Source organism: Lysinibacillus sp. NPDC097162, assembly GCF_044762185.1.
GTDB lineage: Bacteria > Bacillota > Bacilli > Bacillales_A > Planococcaceae > Lysinibacillus.
Genome location: NZ_JBIWDT010000001.1, coordinates 212206 through 238066 on the forward strand (window position 1 = coordinate 212206; position 25861 = coordinate 238066).

The 25861-nt window shown below is 38.5% G+C and carries 21 protein-coding genes; all 21 read left to right on the forward strand.

Annotated features, from left to right (window positions below):
* The first annotated feature begins 80 nt into the window (after window positions 1–80).
* The 21 genes from tsf (at window position 81) to ACIQXW_RS01130 (ending at window position 25532) form a co-directional block, all read left to right on the forward strand.
* Window positions 81–968, forward strand: a complete 888-nt coding sequence (gene tsf, locus ACIQXW_RS01030) for a translation elongation factor Ts (protein WP_340825819.1) — start codon at window positions 81–83, stop codon at window positions 966–968.
* A gap of 237 nt (window positions 969–1205) precedes the next feature.
* The gene (pyrH, locus tag ACIQXW_RS01035; protein WP_340825818.1) at window positions 1206–1931 is read left to right on the forward strand and encodes a UMP kinase; all 726 of its coding nucleotides are present in this window, start codon (window positions 1206–1208) and stop codon (window positions 1929–1931) included.
* Complete coding sequence (gene frr / locus ACIQXW_RS01040) at window positions 1931–2488, forward strand: ribosome recycling factor (protein WP_340825817.1); 558 nt, start codon at window positions 1931–1933, stop codon at window positions 2486–2488. Before pyrH ends, frr begins: the two co-directional genes overlap by 1 nt.
* Window positions 2489–2845: 357 nt before the next feature.
* Entirely contained in the window at window positions 2846–3640 is a 795-nt protein-coding gene (locus ACIQXW_RS01045) for an undecaprenyl pyrophosphate synthase (RefSeq protein ID WP_340825816.1), read from the forward strand.
* A complete protein-coding gene (locus ACIQXW_RS01050; RefSeq protein WP_402759422.1) occupies window positions 3637–4437 on the forward strand; it encodes a phosphatidate cytidylyltransferase in 801 nt (266 codons plus the stop codon). Before ACIQXW_RS01045 ends, ACIQXW_RS01050 begins: the two co-directional genes overlap by 4 nt.
* Window positions 4438–4582: 145 nt before the next feature.
* The gene (gene dxr / locus ACIQXW_RS01055) at window positions 4583–5728 is read left to right on the forward strand and encodes a 1-deoxy-D-xylulose-5-phosphate reductoisomerase (RefSeq protein WP_402759424.1); all 1146 of its coding nucleotides are present in this window, start codon (window positions 4583–4585) and stop codon (window positions 5726–5728) included.
* Between the two features lie 48 nt (window positions 5729–5776).
* On the forward strand, window positions 5777–7039 hold the full coding sequence (gene rseP, locus ACIQXW_RS01060) for an RIP metalloprotease RseP (protein ID WP_340825811.1): 1263 nt from the start codon (window positions 5777–5779) through the stop codon (window positions 7037–7039).
* Window positions 7040–7224: 185 nt separating this feature from the next.
* The gene (locus ACIQXW_RS01065; RefSeq protein WP_402759426.1) at window positions 7225–8931 is read left to right on the forward strand and encodes a proline--tRNA ligase; all 1707 of its coding nucleotides are present in this window, start codon (window positions 7225–7227) and stop codon (window positions 8929–8931) included.
* Between the two features lie 275 nt (window positions 8932–9206).
* Window positions 9207–13538 carry a PolC-type DNA polymerase III gene (locus tag ACIQXW_RS01070; RefSeq protein WP_402759428.1) on the forward strand — a complete coding sequence of 1444 codons (4332 nt, stop codon included), beginning with the start codon at window positions 9207–9209 and terminating at the stop codon, window positions 13536–13538.
* Between the two features lie 241 nt (window positions 13539–13779).
* Window positions 13780–14256: a ribosome maturation factor RimP gene (rimP, locus tag ACIQXW_RS01075; RefSeq protein WP_340825805.1), complete on the forward strand. Its 477-nt coding sequence runs from the start codon at window positions 13780–13782 to the stop codon at window positions 14254–14256.
* Between the two features lie 24 nt (window positions 14257–14280).
* Window positions 14281–15414 (forward strand): transcription termination factor NusA, encoded by a 1134-nt coding sequence (gene nusA, locus ACIQXW_RS01080; protein ID WP_340825803.1) that lies wholly within the window; start codon window positions 14281–14283, stop codon window positions 15412–15414.
* A 207-nt stretch (window positions 15415–15621) separates the two neighbouring features.
* A complete protein-coding gene (rnpM, locus tag ACIQXW_RS01085; protein WP_340825801.1) occupies window positions 15622–15900 on the forward strand; it encodes an RNase P modulator RnpM in 279 nt (92 codons plus the stop codon).
* Window positions 15897–16205: a YlxQ family RNA-binding protein gene (locus ACIQXW_RS01090; RefSeq protein WP_173477724.1), complete on the forward strand. Its 309-nt coding sequence runs from the start codon at window positions 15897–15899 to the stop codon at window positions 16203–16205. Before rnpM ends, ACIQXW_RS01090 begins: the two co-directional genes overlap by 4 nt.
* Window positions 16206–16219: 14 nt before the next feature.
* The gene (gene infB / locus ACIQXW_RS01095; protein ID WP_401020348.1) at window positions 16220–18511 is read left to right on the forward strand and encodes a translation initiation factor IF-2; all 2292 of its coding nucleotides are present in this window, start codon (window positions 16220–16222) and stop codon (window positions 18509–18511) included.
* The gene (locus ACIQXW_RS01100) at window positions 18511–18789 is read left to right on the forward strand and encodes a DUF503 domain-containing protein (protein ID WP_340825798.1); all 279 of its coding nucleotides are present in this window, start codon (window positions 18511–18513) and stop codon (window positions 18787–18789) included. The genes infB and ACIQXW_RS01100 overlap by 1 nt, the downstream gene beginning before the upstream one ends.
* Window positions 18790–18902: 113 nt before the next feature.
* Window positions 18903–19244, forward strand: coding sequence for a 30S ribosome-binding factor RbfA (gene rbfA / locus ACIQXW_RS01105; RefSeq protein ID WP_024361990.1), 342 nt, complete (start codon window positions 18903–18905; stop codon window positions 19242–19244).
* A 79-nt stretch (window positions 19245–19323) separates the two neighbouring features.
* Window positions 19324–20235, forward strand: a complete 912-nt coding sequence (truB, locus tag ACIQXW_RS01110; RefSeq protein WP_401020345.1) for a tRNA pseudouridine(55) synthase TruB — start codon at window positions 19324–19326, stop codon at window positions 20233–20235.
* Window positions 20236–20248: 13 nt separating this feature from the next.
* Complete coding sequence (gene ribF, locus ACIQXW_RS01115) at window positions 20249–21199, forward strand: riboflavin biosynthesis protein RibF (protein ID WP_340825793.1); 951 nt, start codon at window positions 20249–20251, stop codon at window positions 21197–21199.
* Window positions 21200–21467: 268 nt separating this feature from the next.
* Window positions 21468–21737 (forward strand): 30S ribosomal protein S15, encoded by a 270-nt coding sequence (rpsO, locus tag ACIQXW_RS01120; RefSeq protein WP_008178982.1) that lies wholly within the window; start codon window positions 21468–21470, stop codon window positions 21735–21737.
* Between the two features lie 385 nt (window positions 21738–22122).
* Entirely contained in the window at window positions 22123–24237 is a 2115-nt protein-coding gene (gene pnp, locus ACIQXW_RS01125; RefSeq protein ID WP_340825791.1) for a polyribonucleotide nucleotidyltransferase, read from the forward strand.
* A 71-nt stretch (window positions 24238–24308) separates the two neighbouring features.
* Entirely contained in the window at window positions 24309–25532 is a 1224-nt protein-coding gene (locus ACIQXW_RS01130) for a M16 family metallopeptidase (RefSeq protein ID WP_402759433.1), read from the forward strand.
* Window positions 25533–25861: the final 329 nt, after the last annotated feature.

A 25861-nucleotide genomic window follows, 5' to 3' on the forward strand; every position in this document is an offset into this window, starting at 1 on the left:
ATAAGTGGCTCAGAACCCTTATCACCTTTTTTAGAACCTATCACTAAAATAGTTTAACCAATTTGAGGAGGCAACACTAAATGGCAAACATTACTGCACAATTAGTAAAAGAATTACGCGAAAAAACTGGCGCTGGTATGATGGACTGTAAAAAAGCGTTAGTACAAACTGACGGTGACCTAGAAGCTGCAATCGATTTCCTACGTGAAAAAGGTCTTTCTTCAGCTGCTAAAAAAGCTGACCGTATCGCTGCAGAAGGTACTACTTATATTCTAGAAAAAGGTAACGAAGCAATTATTCTTGAAGTAAACGCTGAAACTGACTTCGTTGCGAAAAACGATAAATTCCAAGTGTTAGTTTCTTCTTTAGCTGAGCAATTACTTACTGCTAAACCAGCATCAGTAGAAGTAGCATTAGAGCTTGAAAATGCAGAAGGTGTAAAAATTTCTGACCAAATTTCAACAGCAGTTGCAACTATCGGTGAAAAAATTACTCTTCGTCGTTTCGAAGTGAAAACTAAAACTGATGCAGATTCATTTGGTTCTTACCTACACATGGGTGGACGTATTGGTGTATTAGTATCTTTAGAAGGTTCTACAGATGCTTCAGCTGCAAAAGATATTGCTATGCATATCGCAGCTATTAACCCAACTTACGTTTCTCGTGATGAAGTTTCTGCAGAAGAAGTTGACCGTGAACGTAAAGTGTTAACAGAACAAGCACTTAACGAAGGTAAACCAGAAAACATCGTTGCAAAAATGGTTGAAGGTCGTCTTGGTAAATACTTCGAAGACGTTTGCTTACTTGACCAATCATTCGTTAAAAACTCAGACCAAAAAGTTCGTGACTTCGTTGCTACAACTGGTGGTACTGTAACTGGCTTCGTACGTTATGCTGTTGGTGAAGGTATCGAAAAACGTGAAGATAACTTCGCAGAAGAAGTAATGAACCAAGTTAAAGGTAACTAATTCGTAGACTAGTTCACTTGATGGATTGGCTTACATTTGATCCTAATCAAATAATAACTAGATTTTCTAGACAAAAATGGGGAACACAACATAACGTGTTCCCTATTTTTCCGAAAAGAGCGAAAAAAACGATAGAATTTTCTATTACCATTTTTCACAACTAGCAATTATTGTTAGATATACTATAATGGAAAAGGAATAGAAATGTTTTAAATAAATGTCTGACGGAGGTTTACAATGAGTGTGCCACAATATAAACGAGTAGTTATTAAACTAAGTGGTGAAGCGTTAGCAGGAGAGGCTGGCTTCGGATTATCACCAAAAATTATCAAGTCTGTTGCAGAAGAAGTGAAAGAAGTAGTAGATCTTGATGTAGAAGTTGCTGTTGTTGTAGGTGGCGGTAATATATGGCGTGGGAAAATTGGTAGTGAAATGGGAATGGATCGTGCGGCAGCTGACTATATGGGGATGCTAGCAACGGTTATGAACTCATTAGCATTACAAGATGCTCTTGAAAAATTAGGTATCGAAACACGCGTGCAATCTTCTATTGTGATGACACAAGTAGCAGAGCCATATATTCGTCGTAAAGCAGTTCGTCATTTAGAGAAAAAACGTGTAGTTATTTTTGCTGCAGGTACAGGTAACCCGTTCTTCTCTACAGATACAACAGCTGCATTAAGAGCAGCTGAAATTGACGCAGATGCTATTTTAATGGCGAAAAATAATGTAGATGGTGTCTATTCTGCAGATCCTAAAGTCGATACTACTGCCATCAAATATGATACACTCACATACTTAGACGTTATTCAGCAAGGGTTACAAGTAATGGATTCAACAGCTTCGACACTATGTATGGATAACGATATTCCGTTAATTGTCTTCTCGATTACGGAGCAGGGTAATATTAAACGTGCCGTACTAGGCGAGAAAATTGGAACAGTTGTTAGGAGGAATGCATAATGACTAAACAAGTCTTAGAACAAGCTAAAGAAAAAATGAATAAATCAATTGCTGCTTTTTCACGTGAATTAGCATCAATCCGAGCAGGTCGTGCAAACGCATCTCTACTAGATCGTATTTCTGTAGAGTATTATGGAGCACCAACACCGATTAACCAACTTGCGGGTGTTGCTGTACCTGAAGCTCGTTTGCTAGTTATTACACCTTACGATAAAACAATTTTAGGTGAAATCGAAAAAGCAATTATGAAATCGGATATTGGTATTACACCAACTAATGATGGTTCTGTTATTCGTTTAATGATTCCTGCATTAACTGAAGAACGTCGTAAAGATCTTGTAAAACAAGTGAAAAAAGAAGCTGAAGATGCAAAAATCGCAGTACGTAACGTTCGTCGCGATGCTAATGATGATCTTAAAAAACTTGAAAAAGCTGGCGAAATCACAGAAGACGATTTACGTGGATACGGTGATGATATCCAAAAATTAACAGATGAGTTCATCGTGAAAGTAGATCAAGTAGCGAAAGACAAAGAAAAAGAAATTCTAGAAGTGTAAGCAGGCGCTTTACATTTCTAAGATGGAACTTTTTGATGAGATGAAGGCGTCCTATATATAACAGGACGTCTTTTCTCTTTTATTGAAAAGTATTCATTCTTATCGATGCTACAATTCTCACATGTAATGTATGAGCAGTAAGGTTTACTGAAGTAAAACTAGTAAACTAGTTACGGTTTTGTTTAGACTTACTAGCAGCTGCTGAATGTAGAAAGACAAGATTTCTTTGAGATATATGTTGTTCTAAAATAAGGTAGTTCATACATAGTCAATTAGAGGGAAAAAAAAGACAAAAGGCACTTTTGTTTGTTATGATAGGTTAGTATACGTCCGATTAGTTGTAGTGGGGGAGTTAGCATGTTTAAGAAGCTATTAGGTAAACAAGTAAATATGGATATACTATCATTGGAGGAACGTGTTGCCCTTTCGAAAAGCGAGCCGATTCCTGCCCATGTAGCGATTATTATGGACGGAAATGGACGTTGGGCTAAAAAACGTGCCATGCCACGTGTTGCTGGGCACCATGAAGGTATGAAGACGGTACGGAAGGTAACTAGATTTGCATCTGATCTTGGAATAAAAGTATTAACAGTGTATGCGTTCTCTACTGAAAATTGGAAACGACCAAAACCAGAAGTCGATTTTCTTATGCGTTTACCTGTTGAATTTTTGGGTTCTTTTTTACCGGAAATGATGGAGCGCAATGTGCGTGTTGAAATGATTGGGGATCCGACGCTCTTGCCAGCACATACACAAAAAGCATTGTATGATGCAATGGAGGAGACGAAGCATAATACAGGGTTAATTTTAAATTTTGCTTTGAATTATGGCAGTCGTTCAGAAATGGTTAGCGCCATGAAAGCGATGCTTCAAAAAGTGCAGGACGGTCAATTAACAATACAAGACTTAAATGAGGAATGTATGACATCGCATTTAATGACAGCTCATCTACCAGAGCCTGACTTACTCATTCGTACAAGTGGTGAAGTACGTTTAAGTAACTTTATGTTATGGCAACTCGCCTATACGGAATTTTGGTTTACAGATACATTGTGGCCAGATTTTAACGAGGAAAACTTTCTGGAAGCGGTGGAAAACTATCAAAAACGTAATCGCCGTTACGGTGGGTTGAAGGGAGAAGAAACATCTTGAAACAGCGAATTATTACAGCAATCATTGCAGCGGCACTGTTTATTCCGTTTGTCATTTACGGAAAAGTGCCATTTACACTATTTGTGCTTGCAATGGCTGTTGTAGGCTTTTATGAAATACTAAAGATGAAAAGTATTTCAATTTTTTCAGTACCAGGGTTGGTAGGCTTATTAACCCTTATTATGCTCGTAATACCAAAAAACTGGGCAAATGAGGTAGTGCATGCAATTGGCTACTCATCTGTATTAATGGTTATTTATGGACTCGTAATGCTCTTGCTTATATATGTTGTTCTAGTGAAAAATAAAATCACATTTGACGAAATCGGCTTTATTTTGCTTGGTGCGTTTTATGTAGGATTAGGCTTCCATTATTTAATTGAAACTAGAAGCTTCGGTCTTGAGTTTGTTGTATATTGTTTACTTGTTGTGTGGACAACAGATTCTGGCGCATATTTTGTAGGTAGAAAAATAGGTAAAAATAAGCTATGGCCAGAAATTTCACCGAAGAAAACGATTGAAGGCTTTATTGGTGGGATTGTCATTGCAGTCATTTTTGCTATCGCTATGCAAGCAATTTATCCATTTGCGAATGGTTATGTTTCACTAATCTTTATTACGATTTTTGCTTCCATCATTGGACAGATGGGCGATTTAGTGGAGTCAGCGATAAAGCGCCATTTTGACGTGAAAGATTCGGGCAATATTTTACCAGGTCATGGCGGGATTTTAGACCGCTTTGATAGTTTATTATTCGTAGTGCCTTTACTCCATTTTTTACATCTCTTCGGTAGCTAAATAAGCAAAAAAAATTATCTTTTAGTAGTTGAATGCGAAATGTTTATTTGGTTGAGTTATTTTCATGAAAATGATTTCAATGTGATTGATGAATATGTGAATGATGCCATTGATTCACTTAGATAGAAAAAGGGGACGTTTTGTCGTGAAAAAAATTAGTTTATTGGGTGCAACTGGTTCTATCGGTTGGCAAACCTATGATATTTTAAAAGAACAACGTGATGAATTTCATCTTGTAGCGTTTTCTTCAGGAAAAAACATAGAAAAAACACGTGAAATGATTGAAACCTTACAGCCTGAACTTGTATCTGTTCAGCTTGAGGAAGATGCACGTATGCTTGCAAAAGACTACCCGCAAGTACACTTTACATTTGGTGCTAAGGGGCTTGTAGAGGTTGCTACACATCCTGATTCGACGGTACTTGTAAATGCAGTGCTCGGTAGCGTTGGTCTTGAATCCACCCTAGCTGCAATTCGCATGGGCAAAACAATTGCTATTGCCAATAAGGAAACGCTAGTAACAGCTGGGCACTTAGTGATGGCTGAAGCGAAAAAATACAATGCTCCAATATTACCGGTTGATAGTGAGCATTCTGCTATATTCCAATCAATGAATGGTGAAAACCCAAAAAATATTGAGCGTTTAATTATTACAGCTTCTGGTGGTAGTTTCCGCGACAAAACACGTGAAGAGTTAAAACATGTTACGGTTGCAGATGCACTCAATCATCCAAACTGGTCGATGGGCGCAAAAATTACGATAGATTCCGCTACGATGATGAATAAAGGGCTTGAAGTCATAGAAGCACATGTCTTATTTGATATGCCTTATGATAAAATTGATGTTCTTTTACACAGAGAAAGTATTATTCACTCTCTAGTTGAGTATCATGATACTAGTGTTATTGCCCAGCTTGGTACTCCAGATATGCGTGTCCCTATCCAGTACGCTTTAAGCTATCCAGACCGTATACCGCTTCATAATGGTCAACGACTTAATTTAGCGCAAATAGGTCAGCTACATTTTAAAGAAATGGATTTTGATCGCTATCCAGCATTGCGATTAGCATTTGAGGCAGGGCGTACAGGCGGTACAATTTTAACTGCAATGAATGCAGCAAATGAAGCAGCAGTCGCAGCATTTTTACAAGGGAAAATAACTTTCCTTGAAATTGATGAAACAATTGAACGTGTAATGCAGGGGCACAATAATATTTTAGTACCAGATTTACAAACAATTTTACATGTGGACAGAGAAACAAGAAAAATAGTGTTAGACATGGTAAAATAACGACAGGAAGCTATCGTTAACTATTCGCTTTTAAAGAGGTGGGGTATTATGCAAACAGCCGTTGCATTTATTTTAATATTTGGCTTGCTCGTGTTCTTCCATGAACTTGGTCACTTCCTTTTTGCGAAACGTGCAGGAATTATGGTTCGTGAATTCGCAATCGGTATGGGTCCGAAAATCTATGGTAAGATGCATGGTGAAACAATTTATACAGTCCGTTTATTGCCAATCGGTGGATATGTCCGTATGGCAGGGGAGGACATGGATGGTGTTGAATTACAGCCAGGTTACCGTGTAGGGATTATTGTCAATGAAGATAATATCGTAAAAAAAATCATTTTCAATCAAAATAATAAGCAATTACCAGATTTATTATTTTTAGAAGTGGAACGTGCTGACTTAGAACGAGACTTATTTATTGAAGGCTATGATGAAGAAGAAAAATTAGTTCGTTATAGTGTTGCAAGAGATTGTGTTGTTGTAGAAAACGGCAAAGAAACCGTTATTGCGCCATACGATCGTCAATTTAACGCAAAAACGGTTGGTCAACGTGCAATGACAATTTTTGCAGGACCATTATTTAACTTTATTTTAGCCTTTTTCATCTATATGTTAATCGGCTTGTTAAATGGTGTACCAACATATGAGCCTATTATTACTGAAGTAGTTGCAAACGATCCAGCAGCACAGGCAGGTATGCTTGCAGGGGATAAGGTTACATCTATCGATGGACAAGCTGTTGAAAAGTGGCAAGATTTAGCTGCCATAGTACAAAATCGCCCTGATCAAAATATTAATGTAACTGTTGAGCGTGGTGGACAAGTAGAAAACCTTAACATGACAGTAAAGGCCGTTGAAAGTAATGGCGAAACATTAGGGCAAATAGGTGTCAAGTATGAAAGTCCTCGTGTTTTTAATCCTATAAAGGCTGTAGTTTACGGAGCACAGGAAACATATAATATGACGGTTCGTATCTTTGAATTATTAGGAATGCTTATTACAGGGAAGTTTACAATTGATGCACTATCAGGACCTGTAGGTATTTATAAAACAACTGAGGAAGTTGCAGCATGGGGAATTTTCGCATTAATGAATTTTGCTGCTATGCTAAGTATCAACCTTGGTATTATGAACCTATTGCCACTTCCAGCGTTAGATGGTGGACGATTATTGTTCTTTGGCTTTGAAGCTGTAAGAGGTAAACCGATTGATCGTCAAAAAGAAGGTATGGTTCACTTCGTAGGTATCGTATTGCTTATGATATTAATGGTCGTTGTTACGTGGAATGATATACAACGATTCTTCTTCTAACAAGTTTAATCGTATTTCCAACGTCTGAAACTTATACAAAGTAAACTTTAGATAAGGTTATGCCTAAGTGAAATTAAATTGTAAAATAGCTTTGAGCGCAATTATTTTGAAACATTGCGTTCAAAGCTAAATTTGTTTATGCTAATTAGAGTATAAATTTATTTATTAAAAAGGTGGAACACTGAATGAAGCAAAGTAAAACATTTATCCCAACGCTACGTGAAGTACCTGCTGATGCAGATGTAAAATCACATAAGCAATTATTACGTGCAGGGTTTATTCGTCAAAATACAAGTGGGGTATATTCGTATTTACCGCTTGCAAAACGTGTGTTAACAAAAATTGAAAATATTATTCGTGAAGAGATGGAAGCTATCAACTCAATCGAATTATTAATGCCTGCATTGCAATCTGCTGAGCTGTGGCAGGAATCAGGCCGTTGGGAAAAATACGGTCCAGAACTTATGCGATTGAAAGATCGTCATAATCGTGACTTTGCCTTAGGACCAACACATGAAGAAGTAATTACTACATTAGTGCGTGATGAAATTAAATCATATAAAAAGTTGCCATTAACACTATATCAAATTCAAACAAAATTCCGTGATGAAAAACGTCCTCGTTTTGGCTTATTACGAGGAAGAGAGTTTATTATGAAGGATGCTTATTCTTTCCACGCTTCACGTGAAAGCTTAGATGAAACATATGAAGATATGTATCGTGCTTACTCTAATATTTTCTCACGTTTAGGCTTAAACTATCGTGCAGTTATTGCAGATGCGGGCTCAATCGGTGGTAAAGGGACGCATGAATTTATGGTGCTTTCTGAAATTGGCGAAGATACAATCGCTTACTCTGATACTTCAGATTATGCTGCAAATATCGAGATGGCAGAAGTGACTGTAGAGTATCAACCAGCCAACGACGAATTAAAAGATCTTGAAAAAGTAGCAACGCCAGATCAAAAAACAATTGAAGAAGTATCTGCATTTTTACAAGTGGCGCCATCTAATGTCATCAAGTCATTAGTATTTAATATAGATGATGAATTAGTTGTTGTACTTGCTCGTGGTGATCACGAAATAAATGATATTAAATTAAAAAATGCGCTAAATGCTGGTTCTGTAGAACTTGCTGATGAAGCGGCGATTCGTCAGTTATTAGGCTGTGGTGTTGGTTCAATCGGACCTGTAAAATTACCAGTAGACGTGAAAGTGGTTGCTGACCATGCCATTAAATCAATTCGTAACGGTGTAGCTGGCGCAAATGAGGACGGCTTCCACTTAGTTAATGTGAACCCAGAGCGAGATTTCGCCATTAATGAATATTTAGATATCCGCTTTATCCAAGAGGGAGATCCATCTCCTGATGGACAAGGTATCATTAAATTTGCAGAAGGTATCGAAGTTGGCCATATTTTCAAATTAGGTACAACGTATTCTGAAAAAATGAATGGTACATTTTTAGATGAGCAAGGTAAGGCACAGCCGTTTATTATGGGTTGCTATGGTATTGGCGTATCACGTATATTAGCTGCTGTAGCTGAACATTTCCAAGATGAAAATGGTTTCACTTGGCCTACACAATTAGCTCCTTATGATATTCATGTAGTGCCTGTTAATACGAAAGATGAAACACAAGTTTCGTTAGCAAATGAATTATATGGCTTATTAAAATCGTATCGCTATGATGTACTTTTAGATGATCGTGCTGAACGTGCAGGCGTGAAGTTTGCAGATGCAGACTTAATTGGCTTACCTGTTCGTGTAACAGTTGGTAAAAAGGCAACTGAAGGCGTTGTCGAAGTGAAATTCCGTCAAACTGGCGAAACTTTTGAGTGGAAAAAAGAAGAGGTCATTGATCGCTTAAACGAATTTTTCCGTAAAAATTAATATCCTTTGGGAAGATTAAGCTCAATAGATTTAGATGCTCATACTAAAAGCATCTTTTAATGAAGAATGAGGATTAAGCAAACGAATTCGCGACACTCCTACGGGAAGCCAAGCAGATCTCACAGTGCAAAAACAATGTGAGGTTTGCGGATTTGCCCGTGGAAAGGGAGCGAATTTTTTTGCTTCAAATTTGAATAGTATTCGCTAGATAAAAATAGAACAAGAGGCTATTAAGACTGCCTCCTTCTCTATAAATGAAAGTAGGTGTCGACCGATTGGAACAGCAACAAGAAGCAAGACAGAGATTTCGAATGCTCTTGCAACAACTAGAGTTAACAGATGATGTATACATGTCTTTTTTTGAAGAAGGCGAGTTATCACGTCTAACGGTGCATAAAAAGAATAGACTCTGGCATTTTAATATTAAATTACGTGGCATACTTCCATTTCCGTTATATCAACTATTTCGTACACATCTAGCTGAAAAATTCGCTGTTATTGCGCAAATTGAAACAACCTTTGAAACAGTTGAAAAAGATGTAACGGAAGAACTTATACAATCGTATTGGTTAACGATTATTGAGCAAATCGATGATATGGCGCCACCGTTAAAAAACTGCCTTGTATCGCAAATCCCGATGTGGAATGGGCAAAAAATTACGGTGTCCTGCGTGCAGAACATGGAACTAATGATGCTAAAAACAAAATATGCAGATAAGCTTGCAATGAGTTACAGTCAATTTGGTTTCCCGCAAATTGCGTTTGATTTTATGCTCCAAGAGGAAACAGATGAGATGCGTGAGGCGCAACAAGCCTTTATCGAGCAAAAACGTTTAGAGGAAGCAGCGATGGCACAGCAAGCGATGCAAGACTTCCAAAAACGTGAGCAGGATAAAAAGGACAACCCAGCATTGGCAGCGCTTGGCGATCGCCCATTCCAGCTTGGCATGCAAATTAAAGACGATGAAATTATGGAAATTAAGCGCATAGTGGAAGAAGAACGACGCGTCATTATTGAAGGCTTTGTTTTTGATACAGAAATTAGAGAGTTAAAAAGTGGACGCTCACTTCTACAAATTAAAATTACCGACTATACAGATTCAATCGTTGTTAAAATGTTCTCGCGTGATAATGACGATGCAGAACTGATGCAGCATTTGAAAAAAGGTATGTGGGTAAAAGTACGTGGCTCAGTTCAAACCGATACCTTTATTCGTGATTTAATTGTGATGGCAAATGATATCAATGAAATTAAAAAAGAAACACGCCAGGATAAGGCACCAGAGGGTGAAAAACGAGTAGAGTTGCATTTGCATACACCGATGAGTCAAATGGATGCGGTAACGCCAGTAGATAGATTAGTGGCACAGGCTGCTAAATGGGGCCATCCAGCCATTGCGATTACAGACCATGCTGTTGTGCAATCTTTCCCGGATGCATACGGAGCAGGGAAAAAACATGGCATTAAAGTTATTTACGGTTTAGAAGCAAATTTAGTGGATGACGGTGTACCTATCGCTTATGCTTCCGAGCATCGTGCATTAGACGAAGCAACATATGTTGTCTTTGACGTCGAAACAACAGGTCTTTCTACTGCCTACGATACAATTATTGAGCTCGCAGCAGTGAAAATTAAAGGTGGACATGTCATCGATAAATACGAAAGTTTTGCAAATCCACATCATGCACTGTCAGCTACGACTATCGAACTGACTGGCATTACTGATGATATGGTTCGCAATGCGCCTGAAGTGGAACAAGTTATCCATGAGTTCCATGCCTTTATAGGGGAAGCTATCGTAGTGGCACACAATGCATCTTTCGATATGGGCTTCTTATATACTGGCTATAAAAAATACGGACTTGAAGAAACAATTCATCCAGTTATCGATACACTAGAACTTGCCCGTTTGCTCCATCCAACAATGAAAAATCATCGTTTAAATACTCTTTGTAAAAAATTCGGTATTGAATTAACGCAGCATCACCGTGCGATTTATGATACAGAAGCAACAGGCTATTTATTGTTGCATCTGTTAAAAGAAGCCGATGAACTAGGCATTAAATATCACGATGATTTCAATAAGCATGTTGGTGGTGGAGATGCATATAAAAAAGCGCGACCGATGCATTGTACGATTCTAGCAGTCAATAATGATGGTTTGAAAAATTTATTTAAAATTGTGTCTCATTCTCACACAAAAACGTTCTACCGTGTGCCTCGTGTAACACGCTCTACACTGGAACAGTATAGAGAGGGGTTATTAATTGGTTCAGGCTGTAGTAACGGTGAAGTGTTTGAAACAATGATGAATAAATCCCCAGAAGAAGCGGAACAGGTTGCAAGATTTTACGATTATATCGAAGTGCAACCAAAGGCTGTTTATGCACCTTTAATTGAACGTAATGTCGTCCGTGATGAATGGACAATTGAAGATATTATACGCAAGCTTGTAAAGCTCGGGAAAAAGATGAATAAGCCTGTAGTCGCTACTGGCAATGTTCATTATTTAGATCCAAACGATGGAATGTTTAGACAAATATTGATTGGTTCCCAAGGAGGCGCCAATATTTTAAATAAATCTAAGCTTCCAGAAGTACATTTTAGAACGACTGATGAGATGCTGAAGGACTTTGACTTTTTAGGTCCTGATCTTGCGAAAGAAATAGTTGTCACAAATACGCAAAAAGTCGCTGATATGATTGGCGATGTGAAGCCAATTAAAGATGATTTATATACGCCAAAAATTGAAGGCTCCGATGATGAAGTAACAAATTTAACGTATGAAATGGCACATCGTATATATGGTGAAGAATTACCTGAAATCGTAAAAGCGCGTATTGAAAAAGAATTAAAGTCGATTTTAGGCCATGGATTTGGCGTTATTTACTTAATTTCCGCGAAGCTCGTAAAAAAATCACTTGCTGACGGTTACTTAGTAGGTTCTCGTGGTTCTGTAGGTTCTTCATTAGTTGCAACCTTTATGGAGATTACGGAGGTAAACCCATTACCACCTCATTATATTTGTCCAAATTGTAAGCATTCCGAGTTTTTCAATGACGGTTCGGTTAGCTCAGGTTACGACTTACCAAATAAAGATTGTACTGAGTGTGGCACACCATATAAAAAAGATGGACAAGATATTCCGTTTGAAACGTTCCTTGGCTTTAAAGGGGATAAAGTACCTGATATCGATTTGAACTTCTCAGGTGAATATCAACCGCAGGCCCACAACTATACTAAAGTACTGTTTGGTGAAGAATATGTATTCCGTGCTGGAACAATAGGTACTGTTGCGGAAAAAACAGCATATGGTTACGTTAAAGGTTATGCGAGCGACAACAATCTTCATTTCCGAGGAGCTGAAGTAGACCGTTTAGTACAGGGCTGTACAGGCGTTAAACGGACAACAGGTCAACATCCAGGTGGGATTATTGTTGTACCGGATTATATGGACATTTATGATTTCTCACCAGTGCAGTTCCCAGCGGATGCACAGGATTCCGAATGGAAAACAACACACTTTGATTTCCACTCTATTCATGACAATATTTTGAAGCTCGATATACTTGGACACGATGATCCGACCGTAATTCGGATGTTACAGGATTTATCTGGAATCGATCCGAAAACAATTCCAACAGATGATCCGTTCGTTATGAAAATTTTTAGTTCACCTGAATCTCTAGGCGTGACAGAAAAGCAAATTGGTTGTAAGACGGGAACATTAGGTATTCCGGAATTTGGTACACGATTTGTCCGTCAAATGCTAGAAGATACAAAACCATCTACATTCTCAGAGCTTGTCCAAATTTCAGGACTTTCACATGGAACGGATGTATGGCTAGGTAATGCGCAGGAACTTATTCAAAATGGTACATGCGTATTAAAAGAAGTAATCGGCTGTCGTGATGACATTATGGTGTATTTAATATACCAAGGACTTGAACCGTCTTTAGCCTTTAAAATTATGGAGTCTGTTCGTAAAGGGAAAGGCTTATCAGAAGAATTTGAAGCAGAAATGCTAGCAAATAAAGTACCTGGTTGGTATATCGAATCATGTAAAAAGATAAAATATATGTTCCCTAAAGCCCATGCTGCTGCCTACGTTTTAATGGCAGTACGTATTGCTTGGTTTAAAGTGCATTTTCCAATCTTATATTACGCTGCCTACTTCACAGTAAGAGCAGATGATTTTGATTTAATTTCGATGACGCAAGGTTCTCAAATGATTCGTGCAAAAATAGATGAAATCAATATTAAGGGACTAGATGCTTCTACAAAAGAGAAAAACTTACTAACTGTAATGGAACTTGCACTTGAAATGTGTGAACGTGGTATGAGCTTCCAAAAGGTTGATTTATATCGTTCACAAGCTAGCGAGTTTATAATTGATGGCAATTCCTTAATTCCACCTTTTGATGCCATTCCAGGACTCGGAACGAACGTTGCCAAAACAATCGTAGCTGCACGTGAGAATGGTGAATTTTTATCGAAAGAAGATTTACAGCAACGAGGTCGTGTGTCGAAAACATTAATTGAGTACATGGATCAATTAGGTTGTTTGGAAGGCATGCCTGATGCGAATCAGTTATCGCTTTTCTAGTAAGCGCTAGACCTAAAATAAGGTCGTTTGCATTGTAGCGTAAATTGTGCTATTCTTATGGTAATAATTTGTTGATAGTTTTCCAGCAAAAGAGTGGGGCATTCCCGCTCTTTTCTGTTGTTATACCGAAGCAAAGCAAATTTTTTAGACTAACAGCAGGTAAGACCGTCAAATTTCACCAACATCACTGGTGGAATTTCTGTTTTATTACGCCTGAAATTGAAAAACGCAGGAGGAAACAATGAGCAAAGTACCATCTTTAATTGAAGAACTTGCTACACCGATTGTCGAAGAGTTAAATCTTGAGTTGGTGGATGTTGAGTTTGTGAAAGAAGGACGTAACTGGTTTTTACGTGTTTATGTAGATACACCCGAGGGTGGGATTGACATTGGCCAATGTGCTCAAGTTAGTGAACGACTATGTTTACTGTTGGATGAAAAAGATCCTATTACACAAAATTATTATTTAGAGGTATCTTCACCAGGTGCAGAACGTCCATTAAAAAAAGATACTGATTTTAAAAAAGCCGTTGGCAAGTTTATCTATGTGAAGACTTATGAGCCTATTAAGGACATGAAGGAATTCCAAGGCTACTTAACATCTTATGATGAACATACATTAGTGATGGAAGTACCCGTTAAAACACGGAAAATTACAGTAACAATTGAACAAGAAAAAATCGCCTTGGCACGTCTTGCCATCGATTTTTCAGCATAATGCATATTTAGGAGTGAAAATAAAATGAGTAGTGATTTGTTAGATGCGCTAACGGCGCTGGAAGAACAAAAAGGAATTTCAAGAGATGTGTTAATCGAAGCGATTGAGGCTGCATTAGTAACAGCTTACAAGCGCAACTTTAACCAAGCTCAGAATGTTCGAGTAGACTTAAATTTAGACAAAGGCTCAATTCGTGTGTTTTCACGTAAAGATGTTGTTGAAGAAGTTGACGATGATCGTTTACAAATTGCAATAGAAGATGCAAAGGCTATCAATCCTGCTTATCAATTAGAAGATATTGTTGAGCAAGAAGTAACACCTCGTAATTTTGGCCGTATTGCTGCACAAACAGCGAAGCAAGTCGTTACACAACGTGTACGTGAAGCAGAACGCGGTTTAATTTATGAACAATACGTAGATCGAGAAGATGATATTGTAACTGGTGTTGTTGAGCGTTTAGATGCACGTAACATTTACGTAGGTCTTGGGAAAGTAGAAGCAGCATTACCACAAAACGAACAAATCCAAGGCGAAACATACAATCCACATGATCGTATTAAAGTCTATATTACAAAAGTTGAACGTACGACACGTGGTCCACAAGTAATCGTATCACGCACACACCCAGGTTTATTACGTCGTTTGTTTGAAATGGAAGTGCCTGAAATTTATGAGGGCATTGTAGAAATCAAATCAATTGCTCGTGAAGCAGGGGACCGTTCTAAAATTTCTGTTCATGCACATAATGAAGAAGTTGATCCTGTTGGCTCATGTGTAGGTGCAAAAGGTGCTCGTGTACAAACAATTGTTAATGAATTAAACGGTGAGAAAATTGATATCGTTGAATGGTCAGAAGACCCTGTTGTATTCGTAGCAAATGCACTAAGCCCATCAAAAGTATTAGATGTGCAAGTAAATGAAGAAGAAAAATCAACAACGGTTGTAGTTCCAGATTACCAATTATCTTTAGCAATCGGTAAACGTGGTCAAAATGCGCGTTTAGCTGCGAAATTAACTGGCTGGAAAATTGATATTAAAAGTGAAACAGATGCACGCGAGTTAGGTATTTATCCATCTGCAACAAGCACTTTCGTACCTGCTGAAGATAGCGACTTCGAAGCAGCTGCAGTTGACTTATATCAAGACGACGAAGAATAAGTAAGAAAGCCCGTGTGACTGGTCACCTGGCTTTATTCAGTGGGCGTTCCCAGGCCGACTGAATAAAGCCAGAAACTGTGGCAAAGGTCCTGAATTTTGAGAGGCGTGATTGTACTCCACAATGTTCAAATCACAAAATTCCACCTTGCCGTATTGGTTATGGCTAGTCCACCTCTTACGAAGCTTCAGAGAGGAAAGGTGATTCTTATGGCGATTAATAAAAAAGTACCACTTCGAAAATGTGTAGCTACTGGAGAAATGCTACCAAAAAAAGAAATGATTCGTGTTGTTCGCTCAAAAGAGGGCGAGGTAAGCGTTGATGTTTCAGGGAAAAAACCTGGACGGGGCGCCTATGTTTCAAAGTCTGAACAGGCGGTTGACATCGCGCGTAAGAAAAATGTATTAGGGCACCAACTTGAAGCGAAAATTCCTGAAGAGATTTATGAAGAGCTACTATTGCTCATTCGTCGGGAGGCTATTTTATGACCAATCAAGCAGTGTTTAATTTGCTTGGTATAGCGGCTAGAGCCCGAAAAGTTATTTCAGGTGAAGAGTTAGTAGTAAAGGAAGTCCGCAATGGTAATGCTAAGCTTGTATTGCTAGCAAACGATGCTTCTAAAAACTCTAATAAAAAAATTCAAGATAAATGCACTTATTACAACGTTGAGTATCATGTAATTGGCGATCGTTATGATCTAGGACATGCTACAGGTAAGGAAGCCCGAGTGGCTTTAGCTATTACCGATAAAGGTTTTGCAAGTAAATTGTCTAGTCTACTCAACGAAAAATAATCGGGGGTGAGCAGATGACCAAAATCAGAGTTCATGAATATGCCAAACAAGTGAATAAATCGAGTAAAGAGGTTATTGAAGCGCTAAGTAAACTAAATGTGAGTGTAACAAACCATATGTCAATGTTGGAGAACGACACAGTGGTAAAGTTAAACCAATCATTTAAAGCACCAACAGATAAAAGAGACGCAAAACAGCCTACTCAAAATGTAACACAACGATCTCAAGCGAATGGACAACAAAAACCACAGCAATCGGTGAAAAAGCAAGATGGACAAAAGCAGCAGTCTGCTACTTCTAAGCCGAAAGCGAATAATTACAATCAACAAACGCAACAAAACTCAAATTCGTCTAACGAAAAATCTAAGAATACTAAAGGTAATCAAAATCGAAATATGACACAAAATAATAATAATAACAATAATAATAATAATAATCGTAGAGGCGGCGGTGGATACAACCAACGTCCAAAACCAGGAATTCACGGCGGTAAACGCCGTCATCCAAAAACGCATCAACCAACAATACCAATGAAACAAAAAGAATTACCAGAAAAAATTACATTTGTTGAATCACTTTCTGTAGCTGAATTAGCTAAAAAATTATACCGTGAGCCATCTGAAATCATTAAAAAATTATTTATGCTTGGTGTTATGGCTACAATTAACCAAGAATTAGATAAGGATGCAATCGAGTTAATTTGTGCAGACTACGGTGTAGAAGTTGAAGAAGAAATCCGTGTGGATATTACGGATTTAGAAACGCACTTCGAAACAGAGGAAGTTAATGAAGCTGAATTATCAGAACGACCTCCTGTAGTAACAATTATGGGTCACGTTGACCATGGTAAAACAACGTTACTAGACTCAATTCGTCATACTAAAGTAACTGCTGGAGAAGCTGGTGGTATTACACAACATATTGGTGCATACCAAGTAACTGAAGGCGACAAAAAAATTACGTTCCTTGATACACCTGGACACGCGGCATTCACAACAATGCGTGCGCGTGGTGCGAAAGTAACAGACTTAACAATTTTAGTAGTAGCGGCAGACGATGGTGTAATGCCTCAAACAGTTGAAGCGATTAACCATGCCAAAGCTGCAGAAGTGCCAATTATTGTTGCTGTTAACAAAATGGATAAACCATCAGCAAACCCTGATCGTGTGATGCAAGAATTAACTGAGCATGGTCTTGTACCTGAAGCTTGGGGTGGCGAAACGATTTTCGTTCCTATTTCAGCATTAAAAGGTGAAGGTATTGACACATTGTTAGAAATGGTCTTACTTGTTGCCGAAGTTGGAGAGTTAAAAGCAAATTCAGATCGTTTAGCACTTGGTACTGTAATTGAAGCACAACTTGATAAAGGTCGTGGTTCTGTTGCAACACTATTAGTACAAGACGGTACATTAAAAGTCGGAGATCCTATCGTAGTTGGCCACGCTTATGGCCGTGTACGTGCTATGGTCAACGATAAAGGTCGTCGTGTGAAAGAAGCAGGCCCATCAACGCCAGTAGAAATTACAGGATTAAACGATGTGCCACAAGCTGGTGACCGCTTCGTTGTATTCGAAGACGAAAAAACAGCTCGTCAAGTTGGGGAAACTCGTGCAATGACAGCTATTCAAGCACAACGTTCTGAAAAACAACGTGTAACGCTTGATAACTTATTCGAACAAATGAGCCAAGGCGAAATGAAAGAGTTAAACTTAATCGTTAAAGCTGACGTTCAAGGTACTGTAGAAGCTATGGCTGCTTCACTAATGAAGATTGATGTCGAAGGCGTAAATGTGAAAATTATCCACACAGGCGCTGGCGCAATTACAGAATCAGATATTTCTCTTGCAGCAGCATCGAATGCAATCGTTATCGGTTTCAACGTACGACCTGATATTAATGCAAAACGTGCAGCGGAAGAAGAAGGCGTAGATATTCGTCTACACCGTGTTATTTATAAAGTAATCGAAGAAATCGAGCAAGCGATGAAAGGTATGCTAGATCCAGAATTTGAAGAAAAAATTATTGGTCAAGCGGAAGTTCGTCAAACAATTAAAGTATCAAAAGTAGGTACGATTGCTGGTTCATACGTTACAGAAGGTAAAGTAACACGCGATTCAGGCGTACGTGTCATCCGTGACAACGTCGTGATTTTCGAAGGCGAATTAGATACATTAAAACGTTTCAAAGACGAAGTAAAAGAAGTTGCAAGAGGATACGAATGTGGTATAACGATTACAAACTTCAATGACATTAAAGAAGGCGACATCATTGAAGCATACATTATGGAAGAAATTAAACGTGCATAATGATTGTATACGTTGAGGTAGAATTTATCGTTCAAACTGCCCATTCGTTAAAGGAAAAGCGCGCTGTTTTACAGCGTATGATTACTCGCACAAAACAGAAGTTTAATGTATCCATTGCAGAAATTGACCATCAAGATGTATGGCAACGTACGAAATTAGCGCTTGTTGCTGTTTCTTCCTCGAAAGAAGCAGCAGAGCGTGAAATCAATCATGCTCTACATTATTTAGAGTCAAATCCGTCTTGGGAACAGCTTAATGTGTGGCGAGACTATTTATAAGTAGTAAGGATATTTGCGATAGTTGCAGGAAGGCTGATGTGGCGTGTGAACATGCGCCATCATCATTCGCCTGTAGCGTAAATATTTGAACATCGAAATTGAGGTGACTAATTATGTCTCTACGCTCAAACCGTGTTGCTGAGCAAATGAAAAAAGAGCTTGGTGATATTATTGGCCGTAAAATTAAAGATCCGCGTGTTGGCTTCGTTACTGTTACTGGTGTAGATGTAACAGGTGATTTACAACAAGCAACAATTTATATTACATCTTTAGGCAATGAACGGGAACGTGAAGAAACGCTAAAAGCTTTAGTAAAAGCAGCTGGCTTTATCCGTTCAGAAATCGGTTCTCGTATCCGTTTACGTCGAACACCAGAGTTAATCTTTGAATTCGATTCATCGATTGAATATGGGAACCGTATTGATTCATTGCTACGTGGTTTACACAAAGAATAAGCACAACAGTAAAAGTCTGCCACATGCATCTTCATGCAGGCAGACTTTTTTTATGCAATTTTGTTTAAGGGGGATTTTTATGAATGGTATTTTACCGCTGTGGAAAGAACGTGGCATGACAAGTCATGATTGCGTCTTTAAATTACGAAAAATATTGCGTACAAAAAAAGTAGGCCATACGGGCACATTAGATCCAGGAGTGGAAGGTGTTCTTCCAATTTGTATCGGACAGGCAACCCGCATTGCAGAATATTTAACAGATGCAGGTAAGACTTATGAGGCAGTGATTTCAATTGGGCGAACAACGACAACTGAAGATGCCGAAGGAGAAACAGTAGCAGAAGATAACACAAATAAGTCGTTTACACGTGCGGAGCTGCTCGATGTATTAGCTTCCTTAACTGGTATCATTAATCAAACGCCACCGATGTTTTCAGCTGTAAAAGTAAATGGCAAACGTTTATATGAATATGCTCGTAAAGGTGAGACTGTTGAAAGACCAACAAGACAGGTTACAATTTATGCATTAGAGTTACTTGATGAGAAGGAAACTTACGAAGGGCATGAAATTACATTCCCTGTAAGGATCTCATGTAGCAAAGGTACGTATATTCGTACACTTGCTGTACAAATAGGCGAAGCACTTGGATATCCTGCACATATGCATGAGCTTGTGCGAACTGCATCAGGTACATTTACGCAAGATAATTGCTTTACACTGGCACAAGTTGCAGAATTAATGGAAAATGAACAAATCAATACATGCATACTTCCTGTAGAATATGCATTATCAGACTATCCATATATTGAAATAACTGCCGCTAATGAAAAAGAAATTTTCAATGGACAAGTGCTTCCAGCAGATGCATTATTAAAGGTGCATGATAAAATTGTGTTTGGAATCAAAGGAAAAGCATTTGCGGTTTATCAAGCCCATCCGACTAAGGAAGGGTACATGAAACCACATAAAATGTTTCCGACGATAGAGTAGGAGGATTTTTTGTATGGAGGTCATTCATTTAAAATACCCACACCAATTACAGCAACGAGAAAGCATACAGCCTTACTCATTGGCAATTGGCTTTTTTGATGGTGTACATATTGGACATCAGGCGGTTATTGCTGCTGCTAAGCAAGAGGCGGACAAGCGACAAATTTCAACTGCCGTAATGACATTTGATCCGCATCCATCTTTAGTGCTAGGCGGACGAAATGAAAAAGTATTTTATATTACATTATTACAGCAGAAATTGCAGCTGTTTGAAGAACAAGGTGTAGATACTGTATTTGTTGTTCATTTTACATCGGACTTTGCAAAGCTGTCACCTGCTGCTTTTATTGATACATTTATTCGAGGATTAAACATTCAACACGTTACAGCAGGCTTTGATTTTTCGTTTGGTGCATTTGGTAAAGGCACAATGGAAGATATGCGTGCATTAAGTAATGGGGAATATGGTGTAACAGTTGTCGATAAGAAAACCGATGCGCTTGAGAAAATTAGCTCAACGCGTATTCGTAAGTTATTGCAGGAGGGGGATATGGAGGCAGCAAGAATGCTTCTAGGGCGACCTTTTGACATAAAAGGTATTGTTGTGCATGGCGATAAGCGCGGACGTACGATAGGCTTCCCTACTGCCAATGTTCAAGCATTAGAGGGCACATACATCCCAGCAAGTGGTGTGTATGCTGTTCGTCTACTTGTGCAAAATAATTGGTATGATGGCGTATGTAATGTAGGCTATAAACCAACATTTAAAGATCCCAATGACAAGCAACTGTCTATCGAGGTTCATATTTTAAACTTCGAGAAAAACATCTATGGCGAGGAAGTGCATGTTGCTTGGTATAAACGTATTCGAAGCGAGCGTAAATTCGACGGAATCGAAGCGTTAAAAACACAAATAGAAAAAGATAAGCAAGAGGCTATTCACTTTTTTAACGTAATCGAGTAGACGTTGTCAAAATGCATGCAGAGTAAAATGGTATTAAAGCGGATAGAATCACTGCCTCTTACAGTACTGTTTCGCTTACTCAGCACTATTTGCTTGAGGTCTGTAATGCTTGGACGTTTGCCAGAACAACGTTATTACTTGCTTGACCCATTATTTTATGGTAACATTCATAAGTGCATAAAGTGCTTAACCTTAGCTCGGTATACCGATGACTCCAACGTTTACTGTGCTAATGGGGATTAAACAATTATTTAGGAGGTCAATACAAATGGCTATTACAAAAGAACGTAAAAACGAAATTATCGCTGAGTACCGTACTCACGAAAGTGACACTGGTTCTCCAGAAGTACAAGTTGCAGTTTTAACAGCTGAAATCAACGCTTTAAACACTCACTTACGTACACACAAAAAAGATTTCCACTCTGAGCGTGGTCTTCTAAAAATGGTAGGTCGTCGTCGTCACTTACTTAAATATCTTCGTGAAACTGACGTTCAACGTTACCGTGAACTAATCAATCGTTTAGGCTTACGTCGCTAATTGACAATCGAAAAGCGGGATTATTCCCGCTTTTTCTTTATGTTTATAAAACTTTCTAGCTATTCTTAAGTATTTACCAAGATTGATACTTGCAAATGGAAAGCGAATGACTAAGTGCAATTTAACAAAATAATCTTTATACGTAGGCTACTATAAACATGAATAGCAAAAAATAGCCAAATAAAATCAAAATATAAGCACAAAAGCAAGTAAAAACGCCATTAATACCAAATTAAGAAATAAATCCTAAATAAATTGGCAATAACTGAATTTAAATGTATGATTATTTCATGAAATATTTAGCATAGAACAAGCATTTTTGGTACACTTACTATTAGTACATACAGACGAGTAAGTGTTTTTATAATAGAGAGGGGTTCATTGAATGAACGAAAAGAAAGTCTATTCCTACGAATGGGCTGGCCGTCCACTTGTAATTGAAGTAGGACAGTTAGCTAAACAAGCAAATGGAGCAGCATTAGTACGCTATGGTGATACTTCTGTACTTGCAACAGCAACAATGTCAAAATCACCAAAACCACTAGATTTCTTCCCATTAACAGTAAACTACGAAGAACGTTTATATGCAGCGGGTAAAATTCCTGGAGGCTTTATTAAACGTGAAGGGCGTCCATCTGAAAAAGCGATTTTAGCAAGCCGCTTAATTGACCGTCCAATTCGTCCAATGTTCCCAGATGGTTTCCGTAATGAAGTACAAGTAATTTCAATGGTTATGTCTAATGATCCTGATTGCACGTCTGAAATGGCAGCAATGGTAGGTTCATCATTAGCATTAGCAATTTCTGATATTCCATTCGACGGTCCTATTGCTGGTGTACAGGTTGGTTATATTGACGGTGAATTCATCGTGAACCCAACAGTGGAGCAATCAAATATCTCAACAGTACATTTATCTGTCGCTGGTAACAAAGATGCTATTAACATGGTTGAAGCAGGCGCTTTAGAAGTACCTGAAGAGATAATGCTAGAAGCAATTATGTTCGGTCATGAAGAAATTAAAAAAATAATTGCTTTCCAAGAGCAAATTATTGCTGAAGTAGGGAAAGAGAAATTACCTGTAACATTGTTTGAAATTGATGAAGCTATTCAAGCTGATATTAAAGCAGCATGTGAAACGGAAATGCATGATGCGATTCAAACTGCTGAAAAACATGCACGTGATGAAGCTATTAAAGCTGTGAAGGACCGTATTGTCGCTTCTTATGAAGAACAAGAAGCTGATGACACAACAATGAAACAAGTTCATACAATTTTAGATAAAATGGTGAAAGACGAAGTTCGTCGCCAAATTACAGAAGATAAAATCCGTCCAGATGGTCGTAAACTTGATGAAATTCGCCCACTTTCTTCAGAAACAGGGCTATTACAACGTACGCACGGTTCGGCATTATTTACACGTGGACAAACTCAAGCACTTTCAATTTGTACTTTAGGTGCACTTGGCGATGTACAAATTATCGACGGCTTAGGTGTAGAAGAATCAAAACGCTTTATGCATCACTACAATTTCCCTCAATTCTCTGTAGGTGAAACTGGTCCAATTCGTGGTCCAGGTCGTCGTGAAATCGGTCACGGTGCTTTAGGTGAGCGTGCACTCGAAGCAGTAATTCCTGATGAATCTGTATTCCCATACACAATCCGTTGTGTATCAGAAGTACTTGAATCAAACGGCTCAACATCACAAGCTTCAATCTGTGCTTCTACTTTAGCTATGATGGATGCTGGTGTTCCGTTAAAAGCACCTGTTGCTGGTATTGCGATGGGACTTATTAAAAAAGGTGAGCATTACTCAATTTTAACGGATATCCAAGGTATGGAAGATCATCTTGGTGATATGGACTTTAAAGTAGCTGGTACAGCTAAAGGTGTAACAGCGCTTCAAATGGATATTAAAATTGACGGTTTATCACGCAATATTTTAGAAGAAGCATTAACACAAGCTAAAATTGGCCGTATGCATATTTTAGAATCAATGCTTGCAACACTTGCACAGCCACGTGAGAAATTATCTACTTATGCACCGAAAATTGTTATCGTGCGTATCAATCCAGATAAAATCCGCGATGTAATTGGACCAGGTGGTAAACAAATCAACAAAATTATTGAAGAAACAGGCGTAAAAATTGATACAGAGCAAGACGGTACAATTTACATCTCTTCAGCAGATGAAGAAATGAACGCACGTGCAAAACAAATTATTGAAGATATCGTACGTGAAGCAAAAGTTGGCGAATACTACTTATCAACTGTAAAACGTATCGAAAAATTCGGTGCTTTCTGTGAGATCTTCCCAGGCAAAGATGGCTTATTACACATCTCTGAAATTCAAGAAGAACGTACAAAGCAAGTAGAAGATGTGTTAAAACTAGGCGATCAATTACTTGTGAAAGTTATTGAAATCGACAAGCAAGGTCGTGTAAACTTATCTCGTAAAGTAGTTATTCAAGAGGAAAAAGAACGCGCAGAACAAGATAAATAATTTTATAAAAAAAGGCTGCGTATGATGCGCAGCCTTTTTCAAATAAAACGGTTGTAAAAGGAGGAAATTATTTGGTACAAGTACATACATGTCAAAACGGTGTGCGTATTGTGTCTGAGCAAATTGATCATGTAAGATCCGTTGCTCTTGGCATTTTTGTCAATGCTGGTTCTCGCTATGAACTTCCAGAGGAGAATGGAATCACGCACTTTATCGAACATATGCTTTTTAAAGGGACAAAAACGCGAACTGCTCGCCAAATAGCAGAGGAGTTCGACCGAATTGGCGGAGAACTAAATGCTTTTACTTCAAAGGAAAACACATGCTATTATGCGAAAGTTTTGGATCATCATGCAGAGCTTGCCATAACAATCCTTGCAGATATGTTCTTTAATTCGACATTTTCGGAAGAAGAATTAGAAAAGGAACGTCAAGTAGTGCTAGAGGAAATATTAATGAGTGAAGATGCTCCTGATGACGATGTTCATGAAAAGCTTTGGGAAGTAATGTATCCAAATGATGCACTAGGACGTCCAATTTTAGGGACTGCTGCTACATTAAAAACATTTACTGCAGATTTGATTCGACAATATATGGCAAAACATTATGGACCAGAATCAATTGTAATTTCTGTGGCAGGAAATATTTCTTCCTCACTATTAACAACGATTGAAAATTTGTTCGGACATTACGAGGCTTCACCACTTGCTGTTGTACCTGTCCTGACAAACCCACAGTTCCATCCAGGAGAAATTACGAAAACGCGTGATACGGAACAGGCGCATTTAGCACTTTCTTATCCGGCAATCGGTGTCAAAGATCCAGATATGTATAGCTTTATTGCTTTAAATAATATTATTGGTGGAAACATGAGCTCCCGTCTATTCCAAGAGGTACGAGAAGAGCGCGGCTTAGCATATTCAATTTTCTCCTATCAATCATGCTATGCAGATGTTGGAGCATTTACGATTTACGGCAGTGCAAGTCGCCAGCAACTTTCGCAATTGCAACATACGATCGATGCTACATTACTTGATATTGTAGCGGGAGGCGTAACGGAGGAAGAGCTAGATAATGCTAAGGAACAGCTAAAAGGAAGCTTTGTACTTGGTCTTGAAAGTACGGGTGCACGTATGAATCGTAATGGTACAAGTGAATTAGTTCATCGAAGACATCGTTCAGTAGATGAAGTATTAGCGTCAATTGATGCTGTAACAATGGAATCAGTTGACCGACTCATTGCTAAAATATTAAAAGCAGAGCCTGCGATTTCAATTATCGGACCTGAAGCATAAAAAGAGCCTAAAACGAGGTCACAAAAATTTCATATTTTATTGCGAGGCATCCAACGGTTCGATTGTTGGATGCCTCGCTTTAGTGTGTAGACAAAGTTATAGATTTACACTACTGCAGTCGATTTCCGCTCGGGCTGTTTTGCAGGAGTATCGTATCGCCTACTGCTAGTGCCAGGCACTCAAACAATTTGTATGATTTATTAAGAAAAAATCCACGTAGACTTCTGCTCAGAACGAACGCAATAAAAGACGCAACAGACCGTGGGACAGCGGGCGTTAGGGCTTACACGGTGCCAGCGGAAAGCGAAGTGGAATTTCCTGATTTAGGA